The organism is Flagellimonas olearia (assembly GCF_009184425.1).
Taxonomy (GTDB): Bacteria; Bacteroidota; Bacteroidia; order Flavobacteriales; family Flavobacteriaceae; genus Flagellimonas; species Flagellimonas olearia.
The window spans coordinates 1412053-1432106 of the sequence record NZ_WELG01000002.1 but is presented as its reverse complement, the minus strand read 5'-3'; the positions used below and the strand labels follow the sequence as shown (position 1 = coordinate 1432106).

The following is a 20054-nucleotide window of genomic DNA, read 5'->3' as shown; positions in this document are numbered from 1 at the left end:
AAATACTAATTTTAAATCGCAAAAGGCGTGCCTAATTCTTATTTTTGCCCATCTAAAAGAGAACTTCATGACAAAGTTGAGTGTTAACATAAACAAACTGGCAACTTTACGGAATTCACGGGGAGGCAATGTGCCCAACCTAATTACTTCGGCCAAGGATATAGAGTCTTTTGGTGCAGAGGGCATCACCATTCACCCCCGTCCGGACGAGCGCCATATTCGTTATCAAGATGCGCGTGACCTGAAAAAAGTGGTCACCACCGAGTACAATATAGAAGGAAACCCCATTCCCAAATTCATAGATTTGGTACTTGAGGTAAAGCCCACCCAGGTAACCTTGGTCCCCGATGCCGAGGATGCCATTACCTCCAATGCCGGTTGGGATACCCTAAAGCACAAGGATTTTTTGGTGGATGTCATCAAAACCTTCAAGGAGAACGGGATACGCACTTCCATTTTTGTGGACCCCGATGTAAAGATGGTGCAAGGAGCCGCTGAAACCGGAACAGACCGTATTGAACTCTACACCGAAAGTTTTGCCCATGATTTTGCAGAAGGCAACAAAGAAGCGGGAATAAAACCTTTTGTGGACGCCGCCCAAATGGCCCATGAACTGGGATTGGGCATCAATGCAGGGCATGATTTAAGCCTTGACAACATCAACTATTTCAAAGAACATATTCCCAACCTCTTGGAAGTATCCATTGGGCACGCCCTGATTTGCGAATCCATTTATTTGGGTATTGAAAATGTGGTGAACATGTACCTAGACCGATTAAAGTAATGGAGTTATTGCATTCAAAAATATTGGGCGAAGGCACTCCCTTATTTATCCTGCATGGGTTTTTAGGGATGTCGGACAATTGGAAAACCTTGGGCAGTCAATATGCTGACAATGGGTTTCAAGTGCATCTTATTGACCAGAGGAACCATGGAAAAAGTTTTCATTCCCCCGATTTTGACTATGAACTGCTGGCCAGCGACGTGATAGCATACATGGACCATCACCAGATTGAATCTGCTCTCATCCTCGGGCATTCCATGGGAGGAAAAACAGCCATGCAAATCGCCACATCGCATCCCGACCGGGTGACCAAGCTTATTGTTGCGGACATCGCCCCCAAGTTTTACCCACCCCATCATCAATATATTGTTGATGCTTTAGCACAATTGGATTTCGACAAAATTACAAGCAGAAAGGAAGCCGATGAGGTTCTTTCGCAACACCTCAAGGACTTTGGCATACGACAGTTCCTTTTAAAGAACCTTCACTGGGTGGAACCTAAAAAATTGGGATTCCGGTTCAATTTTGAAATCCTAAAAAACAAAATGGAAGAAATTGGGGACAATATTGGCGCGACGGCGTCCTATGACGGACCCGCACTCTTTATTCGTGGAGACCGCTCGGAATATATCCTCCCCAATGACTATCCCGAAATCAAAAAACACTTCCCAAAAGCCGTCATTGAAACCGTGGACAACGCCGGACATTGGCTTCACGCGGAAAACCCCAAACAATTCTTTGAAAAGACATTACACTTCATGAATTCTTAAAATTGAGGGTTTTTTATTATGCATGCATAATTTTTTCAGCCATTTTATTGCCTGTATAACAATTTTGATATAGATTTGATTAAATGCGGTTTAACCCAAAATTTAACATAAGCTAACTCAACAAATACAGTTTAGATATGAAAAAGTTATTTGCCTTGCTTCCGTTCTTGGGCCTTTTTTTGGTTTCATGTGAAGACAATACCCCAATTATCGAGGAAACAACAGATCCGGTAGATTATACGGCCGGAAGTGCTGATTTCACAAAATATGTGGCGGTAGGAAATTCACTTACCGCGGGCTTTTCGGACAATGCCCTGTTCATGGCGGGTCAAGAAGCGTCTTTCCCGAACATGCTGGCCATGAACTTTGCCTTGGTCGGAGGTGGAGCATTTGAGATTCCGTACATGGCAGATAACCTGGGAGGTGCCACCATAAATGGCGAAACAGACCTTAACATGGATGGCAGTCCCGATATTGGCAACAGATTAATTTTGGCTTTTACCGCCGATGGCCCGGCCCCTACCCCAATTTCAGGACAGGGAAGTACTGAAATCACCAATAAGCTATCAGGGTCTTTCAACAACATGGGGGTTCCCGGTTCCAAAAGTTATGAGCTACTTGCTCCCGGTTATGGGAGCTTGGCAGGTTTGGCTTTAGGTGCAGCCAACCCATATTTTGTCCGTTTTTCCTCCTCAGAAACCGCCACGGTGGTAGGGGATGCTGCAGCACAAGGCGCTACCTTTTTCTCGCTCTGGACCGGAGCCAATGACATTCTTTTGTATGCCACAGGTGGTGGCTCAGGATCAGATCAGACCGGAAACCCTGACCCAGGCAGCTATGCCAGAAATGATATTACGGACCCTAATGTATTTGCAGGTTCCCTTGATGCCATTCTTCAGGCCATGACCGCGAACGGAGCGGAGGGTGTTATAGCCAATCTACCTAACGTAACGGACATTCCCTATTTCACCACGGTCCCTCACAATCCTGTACCTTTGGATGAAGCTACAGCCACACTCTTAAACCAATCTTATGGTGCTTACAATGCAGGTGTTGCAGGAGCCTTGAATTTCCTTGTCAGCCAGTTGGCAATCACCCAAGAAGAAGCAGATGCAGAAATAGCCAAAAGAACAATTACATTTTCTGCAGGCAGTTCCAATGCCGTTGTTTTATTTGATGAAGACTTGACTGATTTGACTGGTATCAACCCTGCCCTTGTCAGTATGAGACAAGCCACCGCAGAAGATCTTTTGGTACTGACCTCAAGTAGCTTCATTGGCACCTTGGCCAATCCTGCGGACCCTACCTCCATCAATGGGGTTGCCGTTCCCTTGGCAGATAAGTGGGTACTGACTCCGGAGGAACAAGCCTCTGTTGAAACCGCACTTACGGCATACAACCAGACCATTGAAGCATTGGCAACGACCTATGACCTCGCTTTTGTAGACGCCAATACCCTTTTGAATAATTTAAAGACCACCGGTTTTCCACAAACAGATGGAAGTGTGGTCACGGCAACCTTTGCCACAGGCGGCGGGTTTTCATTGGATGGCGTGCATCCATCGCCACGGGGATATGCGATACTGGCCAACGCCTTTACGGCAGCGATCAACGCAAAATACGGCTCCAATTTACCCAACGTAAACCCATTGGATTATACAGGATTATATATTAATTAAGAAGGAACCATATTTAATTTCATTATATTGAAGGCACCGTTTGTACGGTGCCTTTTTTTCAACCCTAAAATCAAAACCTCATGAAATTGATCCTAAGACTTTTATTGAATGCACTTGCCGTTGTTATACTTTCCTATGTTTTGCCTGGTGTGGGTGTGGATTCCATGATGACCGCGATCATTGTCGCCATAGTCCTTAGTGTCCTCAACTTTTTGGTAAAACCCATACTCGTTATTCTAACCTTACCGATTACCATTGTGACGCTGGGATTGTTCCTCTTGATCATCAATGCCATCATTATTCTAATAGCCGCCAATTTGATTGATGGATTCCAGGTAACCAGTATTTGGTGGGCACTAATTTTTAGCCTTTTGCTCTCGTTTTTGCAATCCATTTTACACTCCGTTCTGAAAGAAGATGTATAGAATTCATTTTGTTTGGCATTCAAGGCTTTAAAAAGTTGCTGCCAAACGGAAAATGCATTACTTTTGCCTCCCATTTTTGAACAGCAAATTAGGTAGGAGATGAACATTACTAAAGAGCAGATTGACAATCTTAATGCAGTTGTAAAGGTCGAGATCAGCAAAGAGGATTATCAGGAGAACGTAGACAAAATCCTAAAAGACTACAGAAAACAAGCCAATATTCCTGGCTTTAGAAAAGGACAGGTCCCCATGGGGCTTATCAAAAAGCAATACGGCAAAGCCGTTTTGGTGGATGAGGTGAACAAACTGTTGCAAGACAATCTGAACAAATACCTTACCGAGGAAAAGTTGGATGTGTTGGGCAATCCCCTTCCCAAACAACAGGAAAATTTTGATTGGGACAGCGAAAATCTTGATTTTGAATTTGAATTGGGATTGGCCCCAAACTTTGACGTTCAGTTGAAGACCAAAAAAGCCGTAACCCAGTACAAGATTGTTGCCGATAAAAAAATGATCGAGGAACAAGTGGAACGTATCCAAAAACAATACGGAAAACTGGTTTCCAAAACCGAAGTAGGTAAAAACGACGAAATCACCGGAACCTTTGTCAACGAAGCAGAGGAGATAGAGCATAAAACCACTATTGAACTTAGCAAGGTAAAGAGCAAGAAAGCCACTGACGCCTTGGTCGGTAAAAAGGTTGGTGAATCCGCAACCCTTTCCACAAAGGGATTGTTCAAGGAAGATTACCTGTTGTCCAGTGCATTGGGAATCAGTGCGGACAAGGCTGAAAAATTGAACATTGATGTAACCTTCACCATTGAGGAAATCAATGAAAGGGAGCCTGCCGCCCTAGACCAAGAGCTGTTCGACAAATTGTTCGGAAAAGACAATGTAAGCTCTGAGAAAGAACTTAAGGATCGAATCAAGGAAGACTCTGAAAAGCAGTTTGAACAACAAGCCGATCAGAAATTGTTGAACGATGTTACCGAAAAGCTTATTGATGAGACCCAATTTGAGCTTCCTGCCGAGTTCCTGAAAAAATGGATCCAAATCAGCGGTGAAAAACTTTTGACCGATGATGAGGCCAAGGAAGAGTTTGAAAAGTCTGAAAAAGGACTTCGTTATCAACTTATTGAAGGTAAAATCATCCAAGAGAACGATCTTCAGGTTCAGTTTGATGAATTGAAGGAGTTTGCCAAAGGCTTCATTAAATCCCAAATGGCACAATACGGCCATATGGATCCCAAAGAAGAAGAGTTGGAGAACATTGCCACCAGGGTTTTGGGCAACCAAGACGAGGTAAAAAGACTCTCTGAGCAGTTGATGAGCCAAAAACTATTGGACCTATACAAGGAAAAGGCCAACCTAAAGGTGAAGGAAGTCAGTTATGACGACTTTATCAAGGAAGCCTACAGCTAATCTTGGGCTAAAAGAAAATTAAGTATCTTTACGGTGCCGAAAAGCTGTTTTTTCGGCACCTTTTTTTTAAGAAAAATTCAACACCATCCCATGGATTACGGAAAAGAATTCAAAAAATACGCTACCCAGCACCACGGCATCAACAGTATGCATTATGATAACATCATGAGCAGCATGTATCCCGTGAGCATGACCCCTAACATCATTGAGGAACGGCAATTGAACGCCATTGCCATGGATGTTTTCTCGAGATTGATGATGGACCGCATCATCTTTTTGGGAACTGGAATCAATGATCAAGTGGCCAATATTGTGCAGGCACAGTTACTTTTCTTGGAAAGTGCCGATGCCTCCAAGGATATCCAGATATACATCAACTCCCCGGGTGGAAGTGTTTATGCCGGATTGGGAATCTATGATACCATGCAGTTCATAAAACCTGATGTTGCCACCATATGTACGGGTATCGCCGCTTCCATGGCAGCTGTACTTCTTTGTGCCGGTCAAGAGGGAAAAAGAAGTGGTTTAACCCACTCCAGGGTCATGATCCACCAACCTCTTTCGGGAGCGCAAGGGCAGGCGAGTGATATTGAGATTGCGGCCAAAGAGGTGCTCAAGATAAAAGATGAGTTGTACGAGATCATATCCAAACACTCTGGCCAGTCTTTTGAAAAAGTGTACGAAGATAGTGATCGAGATTACTGGATGAAAGCCAAAGAAGCCAAGGAATATGGTATGATCGATGAAATCTTGGTCCGGGAAAAATCCTAGGGTAAAGAACTGAAACCCATTAAAAGCAACCCGACAACGTAGACCAAACCCATTTTTTTTACGTTATTAGTGGTTGGAACATATATGTTGATTTGATATTGATATGGCAAAGGAAAACTTGGAATGTTCATTTTGTGGTAGAAAAAAGCCCGAAACCAATCTGTTGATTGCAGGGCTCGATGCACACATTTGTGACCGTTGTATAGAACAGGCCCATAGTATTGTTGCAGAGGAATCCAAACAATCCAAAAACCAAGACCTCTCCTCTGAATTGGTCCTTAAAAAACCAATGGAGATCAGGGACTTTTTGGACACTTTTGTCATTGGACAGGAGCGTACCAAAAAAGTCATGTCCGTTGCGGTCTACAATCACTACAAGCGATTGTTACAACCCAAGAGCAAGGATAACGACGTAGAAATCCAGAAGAGCAATATCATCATGGTAGGGCAGACCGGGACTGGAAAGACCTTGATCGCCAAGACCATTGCCCGCATGCTCAATGTACCCTTGGCCATTGTTGATGCCACGGTGCTTACCGAAGCAGGATATGTTGGGGAAGATGTGGAAAGCATTCTTACCCGTTTGCTCCAAGCTGCCGATTACAACTTGGAAAAAGCCGAAAGGGGTATCGTTTTTATAGATGAAATCGATAAGATTGCCCGAAAGAGTGATAATCCCTCCATTACCCGTGATGTTTCAGGGGAAGGAGTGCAACAGGGGCTTCTAAAATTATTGGAAGGTACCGTAGTGAACGTTCCACCTAAAGGTGGTCGTAAGCATCCCGACCAGAAATTTATCGAGGTGAATACCGAAAACATTCTTTTTGTAGCCGGTGGTGCCTTTGACGGTATCGAGCGTATTATCACCAAACGTTTGAACATGCAGGCGGTTGGGTATAGCGCATCCAAAGCGGAAGAAAAATTGGATCAGGAAAACATCCTCCAATACATCATCCCCAAAGATTTAAAGGAGTTTGGTCTTATTCCGGAAATCATTGGAAGGTTGCCCGTGCTCACGCACATGAACCCCCTTGATGCCAAAACCTTGCGAGCTATTCTTACCGAACCCAAGAATGCCATCATCAAACAGTACGAAAAACTGTTCAACATGGATGACATTAAGTTTACCATTACCGAGCAAGCCTTGGACTACATTGTGGAAAAGGCTGTGGAATACAAGTTGGGTGCCAGAGGACTTCGTTCCCTTTGTGAGGCCGTTTTTACCGACGCCATGTTCACCCTTCCCAGCAGTGATGAGACTGAATTCAAGGTAACCAAGGCCTATGCGGAGGAAAAACTTTCCTACGAGACCATCAAAAAACTAAAAGTGGTTTCCTAAAGGTTAAACCGCTTTTCGGGTAACTTGCTCCAAAAGTCCCATGCATACTTGGGAGATGATTTTCTCATCAGAGTACAACTGATGTCCAAAATTTGGAATCACATTGAGGTCTGCACCTATCTTTTTGGCCCATGCATGGCTAGGCTTAAATTCATCGGATTCACCATATACCAAATTCAGGGAAGTATCAGGTCTATCGTTCTCCAACCGAATCCTTGTAGCCGAAATGGCCGTCAAAGATTTCATGGGCAATCCCTTTAAGGCGGCCTTATACGCTATGGTACCTCCAGTACTGAATGCGAGATAATGTGCTGGCGCCGATTCCTTCTTCAATAAGTGGGCCACAGCCGTATCAATCCCCCCTTCCACAAAAGCCCTATGGATATTCTCTTCAGTGGATACGGGCACATCAATATTGCCCAATTGCTGACTGTCATGAAAGACAATGTCATAATATTGTTGCAGATATCCAAAGTAGGAAGCAATCCAAAGTCCCTTCTTGGCTCCCCACATATCTGAAACAACAACGAGTTTTTCTGCCATGATGTAATGGTTTAGTGTTTGTTCAAAAGATTTGCATGGGGAATTTCAACATTAAACGTAGAAAGACCATTTTTATTTGTCCAAAAGAAACCTTTGTTCGATAAAGGGTCAAATATTACGAAAACGTTTTCGTAAAACAAAGGTAAACTACAAAATAAGCCGATTTATTGCATATTCATTTGCAGCAACTCATCCAAATAAGCCCTTTCATTGGACAATCTCGGTATCTTGTGTTGCCCACCCAACTTGTTTTTGGATTTCAACCAATCATGAAACAGGTTCTTTCTTGCCATATGCACCTTGGGCATTTTTAGGGTGATGTTGTTATATCGTTTGGCCTCATAATCTGAATTCAATGATTTAAGCGCATTGTCCAAAAATTCGGTAAAGTAGGCGATATCTTCCGGTGGTTTCCTGAATTCAATGATCCATTCATGGGCTCCTTTATCGTTTCCGGTCATAAAAATGGGCGCTGCCGTATAGTCCATAATCTCAGCATCGGTCTTCTGACAAATCTGCTTCAGGGCCTCTTCGGCATTTTCAATAATAAGTTCCTCCCCAAAAGCATTGATATGGTGCTTGGTTCGCCCAGTGATCCGTATCCTATACGGATCTTTGGAAGTAAATCGTATGGTATCCCCTATTTTGTAGCGCCAGAGTCCTGCATTGGTAGTGATGACCATAGCGTAGTTGACCCCAAGTTGCACCTCCCACAACGGAATGGCAGTTTCCTCATTCCCATAGGAGTCCATAGGGATGAACTCATAGAAAATCCCATAATCCAACATCAACAGCAAATCATCGGAATTATTCCTATCCTGAATCCCAAAGAAGCCTTCGGAGGCATTATAGGTTTCATAATAGTTGAACTTTTTTCGTGGCAACAGGTTTTTGTACTGGTTTTTATAGGGAATAAAACTTACCCCACCATGAAAATATACTTCCAGATTTTCCCATATCTCAAATAAATGGTTCTTTCCGGTTTTCTCCAAAACTTGATTGAGCAATACCAACATCCATGAAGGCACCCCGGCCAAACTGGTCACATTCTCCCGGATACTTTCCTCTATAATAGCCTCCAGTTTGGATTCCCATTCGCTCATCAACGAAACCTTGTTGCTGGGCGTACTGCTGTATTCGGCCCACAAGGGCATGTTATCAATCAATATGGCCGAGAGATCGCCAAAAAAAGTACCATTGTCCTCATAAAGTTCCTTGCTCCCCCCCAATCTTAGGCTCTTCCCCGTGAATAGTTGGGAATTTTCGTTATTGTTCAGGTAAAGGCACAATAGGTCTTTGCTGGACTTGTAATGACAATCCTCCAAGGCTTCCGAGCTCACCGGAATAAACTTGCTCTTGGCGTTGGTGGTACCACTACTTTTGGCAAACCATTTAATGGTGGTGGGCCAAAACAGGTTCTGTTCCCCCTTTCTGGTCCGTTCTATCAACGGGGCAATATCCTCATAACTTACAATGGGAACCCTGTTCTTGAATTCATCATACTTGGGCATATCCTTAAACCCGTACTGCTTACCGATCATGGTATCTTCGGAAAAATCCATCAAATGGCGCAAGACCTCATCCTGAACCTCCAAGGGGTACTTTAGAAAAAGTTCTATCTGGTGATAACGCTTCCGCAGTAACCAAGAAGCAATGGAATTGAATAATGGTATTGGCATTTTAGGTATATTTAACCAAGAAATTCAGTTGGGTGCAATAGCTAAAATAGCTTTTCTGCCCCTCATTTTCAAATCAGTTTTAAACATTCATTCCACTATGCTTTACGAAGGGGTCCTGCGCAAGATGCAAACCGAAAATGGAAGTCCCATCCAATATTTTTTGGTCTTTGAGAACGATTTCATCAACATGAACCAAGCTCTGGACAAAGAGGTTCAGATTGATTTCATCAAATTCCAATGCCTGAATTGCGGACAGGACCGTCCCATCTACAGACAAGGATTCTGCAAGACTTGTTTTTACGAAACCCCTACCGCCGGGGATTGGATCATGAAACCCGAGTTAAGCACGGCTCATTTGGACAAAGAGGATCGTGACTTGGAGTTTGAAAAAAAGATGCAGCTGCAACCACACATTGTCTATTTGGCCAATTCCAGCAATGTAAAGGTGGGAGTGACCCGAAAATCGCAGGTGCCCACCCGTTGGATCGACCAAGGTGCCCACGAGGCCATTGAAATTGTGGAAGTGCCCAACCGCTATCTGGCCGGTATCACCGAGGTGGCCCTAAAAGACCATGTGAGCGACAAGACCAGTTGGCAGAAAATGCTAAAGAACGATATTGAAGATCTGGACCTGACCGAATGGCGCAGCAAACTAAAACCTTATATCCCCGAGGAAGTCTCCCAATATTTTATTGAAGATGATAAGGAGACCCATTTGGAATTTCCGGTATTGCAATACCCGGAAAAGGTAAAAAGCCTCAACTTGGACAAGACTCCAAGTTACAAGGGAGTCCTGAAGGGCATTAAGGGCCAGTATTTAATTTTTGAGGACAATACCGTATTCAATGTACGGGGCAGTGAAGGGTATTATGTAGGGATAACGATCAACTAAACAGTTTTAGGTATCTTACAAAGCAAATCTGTAAAAATCCAATAACTTACACTTATAAACCCAAGAAATGCTAAAAGAATCCCTTCATACTTTCAAAATGCTGAAACGCATTGAGAATCCATCCCCAGAAGTACAGGATTCATTGGATTTTTTAGGCCAATCCATAAAAGATAAGGCGAGGGACAGTATACATGATTTAATGTATATTGGGGATGTTATTGGCTATGACGAACTACAGGACAGCCTTAAGGAAATGGTCAATTTTTTGAAAAAAATGAAAAACAAACCCCAATAGCAGCGTAGAAAGAACTTGACCGTACATTATGGGAATTGGTATCCACTGAAACCAAGACAAGGCCCAAAGCCTTTGTTTCATATAACCAAAACCAAACCGGATGAAAAAATTTCCCAATGCTTTCGTCATACTCATTGCTGTCATCATTTTTGCCTGGATCCTAACGTACATCGTCCCACAAGGAAGCTACCAACGTATACTGGATGAGGCAACCGGAACCACAAAAGTCCTGAACGACTCCTACCAATCGTTAACATCGGAACATCTCTCCCTTATGGACCTGATTCTCTCCATCCCAAGAGGGATCATTGGGCGGGCAGATGCCATAGTCCTTATCTTTTTGATTGGAGGTTGCTTTTATGTCATCGAAAAAACCGGGGCCCTCAACCAAGGCTTGGTAAAACTGGTCAAAATCCTGGAAGGCAAAGAGACCTTGGCATTGATTTTAGTCACGGCCCTTTTTACCGCAGGTGGGGTCACCATAGGCATGCAGGAAGAAGTCATTGCCATGATACCCATTTTGCTCTTGTTCGGGAAAAGTCTTGGCTATAATACGTTCTCCATTATACTCATGAGTTATGGATCAACGGTCATTGGCAGTTCTTTTAGCCCATCCAACCCCTTTGGGGTTATGATTGCCCAAAAAGAGGCCGGGCTCCCGTTACTTTCGGGCAGTCAGTTTAGACTTGTGGTTTTAGCAGTGGTTCTTATCGTATGGATAGCCTTTATTATACGATATGCCAACAAGAACAGGATCGATAAAATAAAGATGCCTTCCGCTCACGAGTCCATGACCACACGAAGCAAGATCATATTGTCGCTCCTCGCATTGACCTTCTGTGGCGTTATTTATGGCCTTCTGTTTTTGAATTGGGATTTCAACGAAATGTCCGCCTCCTTCTTTGCCTTGGGCATCGTGGCAGGGCTCATTGGCCAACTGGGTGTCAACGGCACCGGTGAGTCCTATATTGATGGATTCAAGGAAATGATGTTTGCCGCCATACTGTTGGGGCTCGCCAATAGCATTTCGTTGCTCCTGAAAGAAGGCATGATCATGGACACCATTGTATATGGTCTTTTTGGGCCACTCAAGTATCTTTCTCCTTCTGTCTCTGCCGTCTCCATGATGGTTGCCCATTCATTTTTGCACTTTCCGGTTCCCAGTTATTCGGGACAGGCGGTATTGACCATGCCCATATTGATCCCTCTTTCAGATTTAATAGGGGTATCCAGACAAACCTGTGTTTTGGCCTATCAATACGGAGCTATTATGGCCGATATGATCGTGCCCACCAATGGGGCGCTCATGGCCGTTTTGGCGCTTTGCAACATCCCTTATAACAAATGGCTGAAGTTTGCCCTTAAACCTACCTTGCTCATTGTATTGATTGCCGCCATTGCCTTGGTGGTATCCGTGGCCATAGGGTATCAATAGGGCCAAATACATGTGATGTTCAAAAAATAGTTAGATTAGTTTCCTAAAACCAACAGGAACAACCAACCAACACCTATGCTAAAGCTCTTTAGAAAAGTTAGAAAACAACTGATCGCCGAGAAAAAAATCAGCAATTACCTCCTATATGCCCTTGGCGAAATCGTCCTTGTAGTGATTGGCATTCTCATTGCCTTGGCCATTAACAATGCCAATGAACAAAGCATAAAACGGCAAAAAGAACAGGTATACCTTAAAGGCTTAAAAGAAGAGTTTGAGACCAGTAAATATAAATTGGAGGAATTGATCAAGTTCAATAAGAACAGTTATAATGCAGCTACTGAAATTGTGAAGATCATGGACCAAAACGAAAGTCCTTCGGAGGAAAAGTTGTCCGAACTGTTCGTTACCGCCTTTGCCTATGATATCTTCTTCAACCCCAACAACTCCCTTCTCACTGAAATGGTAAATTCCGGAAGTCTTAAGGATATCACCAATAATGCTCTACGGATAAAACTGACCAATTGGATCGCCACCATAGATGACATTTCCAATCAAGAACGAATGCAGGACGAGCAACGAAACAGTACGGTCAATGCTTTTAGAGATGAAGGCCATAGTATCCGAACCATCCTGGACCATACGGGCATGTCCGAAAAAATGGGAATCCCTGTGGGTGAAAAGGCCATGAGCAATTTATCCGTATTGGAATCCATTGCCTTCCAAAACAACATTCTAATGTTCATCATTACAAGTCAATCCACAGAAACAGAACATTACAACCCACTGATGTTTCAGTTGGAATCCATTCTAAAAGTGATTGACCAAGAATTGGAACATTAAAAAAGGTGCGGTTAAAACCGCACCTTTTTTCTAATTGACTGTATCCTTTTTCTTTTTCAACAATCCCCCTAAAATAGATTTGGCCGTATTCTTTACCGGGTCCTCCTCGGTCTTGGTGGTTGTGGTATCTTTTGTCTTATCGCCTCCCAAAAGGTTGCCCAAGGTTTCTTTGACCCCGGAAGATTGGGTGGTAGTGGAATCGGTATTATCTTTCTTGAACATATCGGACAACAGGTCCTTGGCCTTGTCTTTTCCTTGGTTGACCAATTTCTGTTTTTGGATTTCCACCAGTTTCGTGGTCAAGGTCTTTACACTCGAACTCAAATCAGTGGTCACGGTAGGATTGGTAAAATTACCCCCAATGTTCGCCGTAACAGGAATAGTGACTTCTTTTAAACTTTCATCGTTCATCTGTGCAATGAGCTTGTTTACCTCATTCCCCAGATATTTGGCCGGCACATCCAAAGTAGCCTTGTACTGCATCTGACGGTCAAACGAATGGCCTCCATCCACATTTACGGCTATATCCTTGTACTTTACAGTGAACGGTTTCACCTTTACGGTACCATTGTCAAAACTCAATGCGGTCTTCAATCCTTGTAGGTCAATGTCCTTGGTGTTCAAAAAGTTCAGTTTACTGTCCAAGGCCGAAAGCAAGGGCGCTTTCTGGGTATCCACTTTAGTGGATAGGAGTTCTGCCAACAAATCCCCGGAAATGGTGGCCAAGTTGGGTGTAAAATCGTCCTTCAAGTTTCCACCGATCTTAATTTGGGAATTGAGTTTTCCCTGAAGCGCCTGCGCCAAGGGCGTAAGTGCCTTGAACAATTCCAATGCCTGAAAGGACTCCCCAATATTAAAATTGCTCATCCCCAAATCCATGTTGAAGGTTGATGCTTCTTCTTTGGTGGACACGGACCCTTTCATCCCCAAAGTACCTCCAAAAAGGTCCGAGGTAAGGTTCTCTACGGTGGCCGTTTCATCCTTGATGATCAACTTGCCCTTTACATTTTTCAGTTTTAGGTTGTCATACAAAACCGTTCCCGCCGTGGCGTCAATGGTACAATCCAAAAAGGATGGGATTTTAATGCGCTCCTCCCCTTTTGAAGTGGTAGTGGTCTCGGCCTCTCCTTCTTCTTGCGTGGCTTCCTCCACCATAAAATCATTCAAGGCAAAGGTATTGGAGGCCAACGAAAAGTTTCCTTCCACCTTTTCATCGTTGAACATAAACCCAAGTAAGTTGGTCAATGTACCCTTGGCATCAAAATCCGTGATTCCCGTTTTTCCTTTAAAGGAATCCAGCGTGACCGTATTGGGATTAAACGTAACGGAAGCGGTGTTGATGGCCACCGGATTCTTGAGTTCCTCCGAAGCGTACTCAAAACCGGAGACCGATGCTTTCCCGGTTGTTTTGGTATTCTGGTAGCGTTTCTTCTCTAACGATTCCATATCAAAGGCCGTGGTCACATCCGCATTCAGGATACCTTTTAGGTTGTAATCCTCAGGTACGGGATAGGCTTGGGAGATATTGGCCAGATTGATTTTGCCATCCATATGGGCGTTCACCTTGGTATTCCCCATAAGGTCACGGATCTTGGAGGTCAGGTTGAACTTGTCCTGATCTATGGTAAACGACAATCGTTTGATGTCCACATAGGTATCCTCAGTGATTCCTGTAGTATTGTTGATCTCAGTATCAATGAACACATTCTGCACCGATTTGGGCAAGTCTGGATACTTGAAAGAGGCATTTTCAGAATTGATCTTGATGTTGAACGCAGGAATATGGGTGTCGTCCACAATACCCTTGAACTGCCCGTTCACCTCAAAATTTCCAGTGGTCTGTACCGTTTCTATATTTTTTGAATAGGCCTCAGGAATCACGGCCAAAAAGTTCTTAAAGTCGGAAGATGGTGTTTTGAAGGTTACATCCACTTCCTGATTATCGTCATTCAACTTTACAAAACCATCAAACACCAAGGGCAATTGGTTGATCATGGCCTTGTTCTCCAAGAAGGAGTATTTGTTTTCCTTCAGGTCGATATCAATCAAGGCATCCAAGTAAACCTTATGGTTATTGAGATATTTTGTACTGTCCATTTCAAAGGAGACCAAAGCATCGGTCAAAGTCTTTAATTGGGATTTTTCCAAGGAAAGGTCCCCGGTTCCCGAATGGTTCATTTCCAGCAGAGCCAAACGCATTCCCGTGGCCATATCATCATAGATGATTTCAGAATCGGTAATGGCATAAGCATCCATGGCCAAGGTAAAATTGTCACCAGAATCCTCAGATGCATCGGTCGATGCCGATTCATCCGCCTTGGCAATGTCGTAGTTGGCATTCTGGTTTTCATCCACTTTTATGTGAAGCTTGGCCTTGTCCACATTCAAACTTTGGATGACAATGGGCTCTTCTGCCGATTTAAAGAGCTCCTTGATGGACATTTTCAATTCGATCTCGCCAGAGGCAAATAGGGTATCCCCTTCAAAAGGGGCCTTGTTGACCAAAGAAATATTGGTGAGTTCCACATTGGCATTGGGAAAGCTTTTGAGCAAGCTCAAATCGGCCTCCTCAAAATCCAAAGTGGCATTGATACTGTTGTTCACCTTGTTTTTGATGATCTGCTCAATTTTTCCCTGGAGGAAAAAGGGCAGTGCAATGATCAAGGCTAGTAGGATAAGTAGGGTTATTCCGGTAATCTTCAGGACTTTTCTCTTCATAAGATCATGTTTTACAACAAATTAAAGGAGAAGATTTTAATCCAACGGAATCTCTTCCCCTATTTTTAAGTTAAATCTTTTCCGCATTAGATATACGAAAAAATAGAGCAGAGGGGTGTCGAACACCGCAATGATCACCTTGAAAATAAATCCACTGATGACCAATCCGTAGAACTTGTCCCATGGCAATACCCCAAAAATACAGAGGAGGCCCACTACGGTGAACGTATCCACAAACTGCGAGGTAAAGGTGGAAAAATTGTTACGAAGCCATAGCATCCTGCCATTGGTGACCCTTTTCCAGAAATGGTAAATGGAGATATCTATGTACTGTGCGGCCAAGTAGGCCAACATGGAGGCCAAGACCCCCAAAGGGGACAAGCCAAATACCTTGGTGAAGGCAACATCATCCACAGGGGAAGAGGGTATGGCAGGAACATAATTGCCCAACAAAATGATCGCCATGGAAAATACCGAGGCAAAAATCCCTGCGGTTACCACCTGATTGGCCTTTCGCTTTCCGTAAATCTCAGAAATAAGGTCCGTAATCAAAAAAGTAATGGGATAGGGCAAAATCCCCACCGAAAGTTCAAAAAGGGGTGCCCCAAAAACGGTGATTTCGCCAAAGGGGTTCCAATAAAAGAATTTTTGAAAAATAAGATTGGACACCACCAAGGAAGTGATGAACAACGCCCCCATATAGAGATAAATCGAAAACGCTTTTTTCTTATCGCTTTGCGTCATCCGTTTATTTTATGTTGAGACTGAAAGGCATCCGGGCCTGGACTCCCTTTTGTTCCGAGGCTTGTTTGAATTCTTTTAGGATTTGATAGGCTTCACCACCAATTTCCTCCTTGATCAGTGACGCTTTTATTTTGGATTCCATGCCGCCCAAGTCGTCCATGAACCGTTCAAAATTGGACTTGTACTTGGGGTATTTCCGAATGCCATAGGCTCCCAACCCGGCCATATCCGCTGCAGCAGTTATCGCATCATCCAAATTACCGAGTTCATCCACAAGTCCATTGGCTTGGGCATCCACCCCACTCCAAACCCTGCCTTGGGCCAAGGAGTCCACTTGGTCCATGCTCATTTTTCTGCCCTCGGCCACACGCTCCAAAAAAGTGTTATAGGTATCCTCTATACCCTCTTGGACCACATCGCGGAACGAATCGTTCATGGGTTCGAACAGCGAATAGTCCACCGAATTTTTATTGGTGCCCACTTGCTCGGCGTTGATTCCTATGTTTCCGGCCAGTTCGTGGATATTGGGAATGGTACCAAATACACCTATGGAACCTGTAATGGTAGTGGGTTCCGCAAATATTTTGTCCCCGGCCACTCCAATATAATACCCCCCGGATGCTGCCACGTTTCCAAAGGAAACAACCACCGGTTTCACTGCCTTGGCCAGTGTAATTTCACGCCAGATGATATCAGAAACCAAGGCACTGCCCCCTGGTGAATCCACCCGAAGCACGATAGCCTTGACATCTTTGTCATTCTTTGCTTTGTGCAGGGCATCCACCATAAGACCCTGCCCCAAAAAATCCTTTCCGCCATCTCCATAAAGAATTTCTCCTTGGGCATAGATCACGGCTATTTTATCCGTACCGGTATGTACTTTTTCCCAATGGGCCAGACGAACGTATTCTTCAAACTCAATATAGTTTAGATCCTCACCTTGACTTACCCCCATTGCATTGCGCAATAGGTTTTCGTACTCATCAAAATGCAAATCGCCATCAATCAATCCAGAGGCCACTGCATATTTGGGAGTCCTGCCTCCCAGGGTATCTGCAATGATATTTAGGTTTTCCCGGCTTATATTTCGGGTGGCCGATACATCATCCACAATAACATCCCAGATGGAGGTGATCAATTCCCTGATCTGTAAACGGTTTTCAGCACTCATGGTATTGGACAAAAAGGGTTCTACCGCACTTTTATACTTTCCGTGGCGGATGACCTCCATTTTCACCCCTGTTTTTTCCTGAAAATCCTTGTAATAGAGAATTTCTGTGGAAAGTCCCTTAAAATCCAATGCCCCAACAGGGTTCAGGTACACCTCATCGGCCACACTGGCCAGATAGTAGTCTTTTTGGGTATAAAAATCCGAATGGGCCAAAATGAATTTGCCGGAAGACTTAAAATCCAACAGCGCTTCCCGAATCTCCCGCGTCTGGGCCACCCCAGCCTGTAAAAAGCTCGTGGTTAAACTAATGCCCCTGATATTGGCATCTTCCTTGGCCACTTTTATGGCATGGATGATTTCGTCCAATCCCATTTCCTCGTCCCAAAGACCTGCAAAGGGACTGTTCTCGTCCTTTCCAGTATAATCCATGATCGGCGCCATAAAACGCAACTCCAGAATCGAGTTCTGTTTTACCACCACTCCATCTTCCATATTGCCAATCAGGGCAATAAAAATGAGAAACATCCCCATCACAATTCCAAAGGCCACCAAAGATCCCAAAATAGAGGCCAAAAGGTTTCTTAAAAAGTTCATCCAGCATAAATTTATTCCACCCCAAATATAACCATTGTTCCATTGTTTTGTTTACTTTGTCCTTTTGATATGGGTCAATCTCAACACGTATATCTTTCACTGGGCAGCAATCTGGGCAATCGGTACGCAACGATTCAGAAGGCGCTTTTTCGAATTCAACGTGAGGTCGGTGACATTTTGGCCATTTCTTCCGTTTATGAGAATCCTGCCGTGGGATTTGATGGCGATGATTTTCTGAACATCTGCATTGCCTTGGTGACCCCGCTGTCCCCTTCGGAGCTTTTACAAGCGGTTTTACGGATTGAAAAGGATTTTGGCAGAGATCGAACCCAAAATACGGGCTACCAATCGCGAACTTTGGATGTTGACATCATCCTTTATGGGAAACAAATCATCAATACACCCGATTTGATGGTCCCCCACCCCCAGATGCAGCGTCGGAAATTTGTACTGAAACCCTTGGCCGATATTGCCCCCCAACTATACCATCCCTTACTCAACAAAGACATACGCAACTTGTTGCAGGAATGTAGGGACAAGAGCAAATTGAAGAAGACGCCATACAAATTGTTCCGAAACAGGTCCGAGCTTTTTTCGCAATTGCAGTTTATTGCCATTGAGGGAAACATTGGCGCCGGAAAGACCACCCTTTCCAAAATGATTGCCGAGGACTTCAATGCCAAATTGGTATTGGAGCGTTTTGCGGACAACCCCTTCCTTCCCAAGTTTTATGGGGACCAAATGCGCTACGCCTTTCCTTTGGAAATGTCCTTTTTGGCGGACCGTTACCAACAATTTACCGATGACACCTCCCAATTTGACCTGTTCAAGAATTTTATGGTAAGTGATTACGATATCTTTAAATCGCTCATTTTCGCCAAAATCACCTTACAAGCCGATGAATTCAACTTGTACCGAAAGGTCTTTAGCTTTATGTACAAGGAGGTAAAAAAGCCGGATATTTACCTCTATCTTTATCAAAATACGGAGCGACTTTTGGCCAATATCAAGAAAAGAGGACGGGATTATGAGCAGAAAATAGACCCTGTCTATTTGGAGAAAATCAACCGGGGATACCTTGATTTCATTAAGACCCTGCCCAACCAGAACAGTATTGTGCTGGATTTGAGCGAGCTGGATTTCGTCAACAATCCATCGGATTATGAAACCATTCTGGAACGGTTGGAAGACAACATGCTCTCCCTATCTTTTTAGGAAAATTTTTAGAAAATGTTTGGATATAACGAATGGTTTTATTTTATTAGACGCCGCTAATCGAGCAACTAACTAACTCAAACTATATATTTCGCCCTGATTTATTCAGGGCTTTTTTGTTTTTGGGAGCCATGTTTGGCCCATAGATCCCACACCACTATCCCCGCACTTACCGAAATGTTCAACGAGTGTTTGGTCCCAAACTGGGGAATCTCCAAAACGGTATCGCAGGCTGTGACCACCTCTTGGGAAACCCCTTTTACCTCGTTTCCAAAAATCAGGGCCAGGGTTTCACGGGGGTTGGATTCAAAATCATTGAGCATGATGGCATTTTCAGCCTGTTCCACGGCAACGGTATGGACGCCCATAGCCTTCAGTTCCCCAATCAACTCCAAGGTACTCTCCCGATATTCCCAGTCCACACTCTCCGTGGCACCCAAGGCAGTTTTGCGGATGTCTTTATGGGGTGGAGTGGCCGTAATGCCACATAAATATATTTTTTGGATTCGGAACGCATCGGCCGTACGGAACACCGAGCCAATATTGTTCAGGCTTCGGATATTGTCCAACACCACAATAATCGGCGTTTTTTCCGCTTCCTTGAACGCTTCCACATCCAACCGTCCCAACTCACTGTTTTCCAGTTTCCGATTCATTTTTTTAACCATTCCGTCCAAAATATCAACAATGCTTTTTGTAGTTTCTGAAAAACGATACTTTCGTGTTTCACCTCATCGA

The 20054-nt window shown here is 43.9% G+C and carries 18 protein-coding genes; 12 read left to right on the top strand and 6 right to left on the bottom strand.

Features of this window, described 5'->3' with window-relative positions:
* Positions 1–67: 67 nt before the first annotated feature.
* From F8C76_RS15795 to clpX, 7 genes are all read left to right on the top strand, one after another.
* The gene (locus F8C76_RS15795) at positions 68–784 is read left to right on the top strand and encodes a pyridoxine 5'-phosphate synthase (RefSeq protein WP_152132597.1); all 717 of its coding nucleotides are present in this window, start codon (positions 68–70) and stop codon (positions 782–784) included.
* Complete coding sequence (locus tag F8C76_RS15790) at positions 784–1554, top strand: alpha/beta fold hydrolase (RefSeq protein WP_152132596.1); 771 nt, start codon at positions 784–786, stop codon at positions 1552–1554. Before F8C76_RS15795 ends, F8C76_RS15790 begins: the two co-directional genes overlap by 1 nt.
* 137 nt (positions 1555–1691) lie before the next feature.
* The gene (locus F8C76_RS15785) at positions 1692–3233 is read left to right on the top strand and encodes an SGNH/GDSL hydrolase family protein (RefSeq protein ID WP_152132595.1); all 1542 of its coding nucleotides are present in this window, start codon (positions 1692–1694) and stop codon (positions 3231–3233) included.
* Positions 3234–3313: 80 nt separating this feature from the next.
* A complete protein-coding gene (locus F8C76_RS15780; RefSeq protein WP_129654842.1) occupies positions 3314–3658 on the top strand; it encodes a phage holin family protein in 345 nt (114 codons plus the stop codon).
* A gap of 99 nt (positions 3659–3757) precedes the next feature.
* Positions 3758–5080: a trigger factor gene (gene tig, locus F8C76_RS15775; RefSeq protein WP_152132594.1), complete on the top strand. Its 1323-nt coding sequence runs from the start codon at positions 3758–3760 to the stop codon at positions 5078–5080.
* Between the two features lie 90 nt (positions 5081–5170).
* Positions 5171–5851, top strand: coding sequence for an ATP-dependent Clp endopeptidase proteolytic subunit ClpP (gene clpP / locus F8C76_RS15770; RefSeq protein WP_129654847.1), 681 nt, complete (start codon positions 5171–5173; stop codon positions 5849–5851).
* A 103-nt stretch (positions 5852–5954) separates the two neighbouring features.
* Complete coding sequence (gene clpX, locus F8C76_RS15765; RefSeq protein ID WP_129654849.1) at positions 5955–7190, top strand: ATP-dependent Clp protease ATP-binding subunit ClpX; 1236 nt, start codon at positions 5955–5957, stop codon at positions 7188–7190.
* Positions 7191–7193: 3 nt separating this feature from the next.
* Here the strand turns inward: clpX and F8C76_RS15760 are convergent, their stop codons facing one another.
* Both F8C76_RS15760 and F8C76_RS15755 read right to left on the bottom strand, forming a co-directional pair.
* Positions 7194–7733 (bottom strand): hypothetical protein, encoded by a 540-nt coding sequence (locus F8C76_RS15760; RefSeq protein ID WP_152132593.1) that lies wholly within the window; start codon positions 7731–7733, stop codon positions 7194–7196.
* Positions 7734–7897: 164 nt separating this feature from the next.
* Positions 7898–9412, bottom strand: a complete 1515-nt coding sequence (locus F8C76_RS15755) for a GH3 auxin-responsive promoter family protein (RefSeq protein ID WP_152132592.1) — start codon at positions 9410–9412, stop codon at positions 7898–7900.
* 97 nt (positions 9413–9509) lie between these two features.
* Here F8C76_RS15755 and F8C76_RS15750 point away from each other — a divergent pair, with 97 nt between their 5' ends.
* The 4 genes from F8C76_RS15750 (at position 9510) to F8C76_RS15735 (ending at position 12874) form a co-directional block, all read left to right on the top strand.
* The gene (locus F8C76_RS15750) at positions 9510–10304 is read left to right on the top strand and encodes a DUF2797 domain-containing protein (RefSeq protein ID WP_152132591.1); all 795 of its coding nucleotides are present in this window, start codon (positions 9510–9512) and stop codon (positions 10302–10304) included.
* A gap of 67 nt (positions 10305–10371) precedes the next feature.
* Positions 10372–10599 (top strand): hypothetical protein, encoded by a 228-nt coding sequence (locus F8C76_RS15745; protein ID WP_152132590.1) that lies wholly within the window; start codon positions 10372–10374, stop codon positions 10597–10599.
* Positions 10600–10699: 100 nt separating this feature from the next.
* Complete coding sequence (locus F8C76_RS15740; RefSeq protein ID WP_152132589.1) at positions 10700–12034, top strand: YfcC family protein; 1335 nt, start codon at positions 10700–10702, stop codon at positions 12032–12034.
* Between the two features lie 75 nt (positions 12035–12109).
* Entirely contained in the window at positions 12110–12874 is a 765-nt protein-coding gene (locus tag F8C76_RS15735) for a DUF6090 family protein (RefSeq protein ID WP_152132588.1), read from the top strand.
* A 30-nt stretch (positions 12875–12904) separates the two neighbouring features.
* Here F8C76_RS15735 and F8C76_RS15730 read toward each other — a convergent pair whose 3' ends face one another.
* Genes F8C76_RS15730 through sppA form a run of 3 tightly spaced genes read right to left on the bottom strand, consistent with a single transcriptional unit; the run spans position 12905 to position 18101 of the window.
* On the bottom strand, positions 12905–15592 hold the full coding sequence (locus tag F8C76_RS15730; protein WP_152132587.1) for an AsmA-like C-terminal region-containing protein: 2688 nt from the start codon (positions 15590–15592) through the stop codon (positions 12905–12907).
* A gap of 36 nt (positions 15593–15628) precedes the next feature.
* Positions 15629–16336: a queuosine precursor transporter gene (locus F8C76_RS15725; protein ID WP_129654865.1), complete on the bottom strand. Its 708-nt coding sequence runs from the start codon at positions 16334–16336 to the stop codon at positions 15629–15631.
* Between the two features lie 4 nt (positions 16337–16340).
* Complete coding sequence (gene sppA, locus F8C76_RS15720) at positions 16341–18101, bottom strand: signal peptide peptidase SppA (RefSeq protein ID WP_152132586.1); 1761 nt, start codon at positions 18099–18101, stop codon at positions 16341–16343.
* 69 nt (positions 18102–18170) lie between these two features.
* On the opposite strand from sppA, the gene folK reads away from it, so the two are divergent.
* Positions 18171–19316: a 2-amino-4-hydroxy-6-hydroxymethyldihydropteridine diphosphokinase gene (gene folK, locus F8C76_RS15715; protein ID WP_152132585.1), complete on the top strand. Its 1146-nt coding sequence runs from the start codon at positions 18171–18173 to the stop codon at positions 19314–19316.
* 101 nt (positions 19317–19417) lie between these two features.
* On the opposite strand, the gene F8C76_RS15710 is transcribed toward folK, so the two are convergent.
* Entirely contained in the window at positions 19418–19972 is a 555-nt protein-coding gene (locus F8C76_RS15710) for an RNA methyltransferase (RefSeq protein ID WP_152132584.1), read from the bottom strand.
* Positions 19973–20054: the final 82 nt, after the last annotated feature.

Excerpts from the sequence above, each read along its gene's own strand:
- F8C76_RS15790 (WP_152132596.1), top strand. The coding sequence starts at position 784 with ATGGAGTTATTGCATTCAAAAATATTGGGCGAAGGCACTCCCTTATTT.
- F8C76_RS15795 (WP_152132597.1), top strand. The coding sequence starts at position 68 with ATGACAAAGTTGAGTGTTAACATAAACAAACTGGCAACTTTACGGAAT.
- clpP (WP_129654847.1), top strand. The coding sequence starts at position 5,171 with ATGGATTACGGAAAAGAATTCAAAAAATACGCTACCCAGCACCACGGC.
- F8C76_RS15725 (WP_129654865.1), bottom strand. The coding sequence starts at position 16,336 with ATGACGCAAAGCGATAAGAAAAAAGCGTTTTCGATTTATCTCTATATG.
- F8C76_RS15745 (WP_152132590.1), top strand. The coding sequence starts at position 10,372 with ATGCTAAAAGAATCCCTTCATACTTTCAAAATGCTGAAACGCATTGAG.
- F8C76_RS15750 (WP_152132591.1), top strand. The coding sequence starts at position 9,510 with ATGCTTTACGAAGGGGTCCTGCGCAAGATGCAAACCGAAAATGGAAGT.
- folK (WP_152132585.1), top strand. The coding sequence starts at position 18,171 with ATGGGTCAATCTCAACACGTATATCTTTCACTGGGCAGCAATCTGGGC.
- F8C76_RS15780 (WP_129654842.1), top strand. The coding sequence starts at position 3,314 with ATGAAATTGATCCTAAGACTTTTATTGAATGCACTTGCCGTTGTTATA.
- F8C76_RS15730 (WP_152132587.1), bottom strand. The coding sequence starts at position 15,592 with ATGAAGAGAAAAGTCCTGAAGATTACCGGAATAACCCTACTTATCCTA.
- F8C76_RS15785 (WP_152132595.1), top strand. The coding sequence starts at position 1,692 with ATGAAAAAGTTATTTGCCTTGCTTCCGTTCTTGGGCCTTTTTTTGGTT.
- F8C76_RS15755 (WP_152132592.1), bottom strand. The coding sequence starts at position 9,412 with ATGCCAATACCATTATTCAATTCCATTGCTTCTTGGTTACTGCGGAAG.
- F8C76_RS15735 (WP_152132588.1), top strand. The coding sequence starts at position 12,110 with ATGCTAAAGCTCTTTAGAAAAGTTAGAAAACAACTGATCGCCGAGAAA.
- F8C76_RS15740 (WP_152132589.1), top strand. The coding sequence starts at position 10,700 with ATGAAAAAATTTCCCAATGCTTTCGTCATACTCATTGCTGTCATCATT.
- F8C76_RS15710 (WP_152132584.1), bottom strand. The coding sequence starts at position 19,972 with ATGAATCGGAAACTGGAAAACAGTGAGTTGGGACGGTTGGATGTGGAA.
- sppA (WP_152132586.1), bottom strand. The coding sequence starts at position 18,101 with ATGAACTTTTTAAGAAACCTTTTGGCCTCTATTTTGGGATCTTTGGTG.
- tig (WP_152132594.1), top strand. The coding sequence starts at position 3,758 with ATGAACATTACTAAAGAGCAGATTGACAATCTTAATGCAGTTGTAAAG.
- clpX (WP_129654849.1), top strand. The coding sequence starts at position 5,955 with ATGGCAAAGGAAAACTTGGAATGTTCATTTTGTGGTAGAAAAAAGCCC.
- F8C76_RS15760 (WP_152132593.1), bottom strand. The coding sequence starts at position 7,733 with ATGGCAGAAAAACTCGTTGTTGTTTCAGATATGTGGGGAGCCAAGAAG.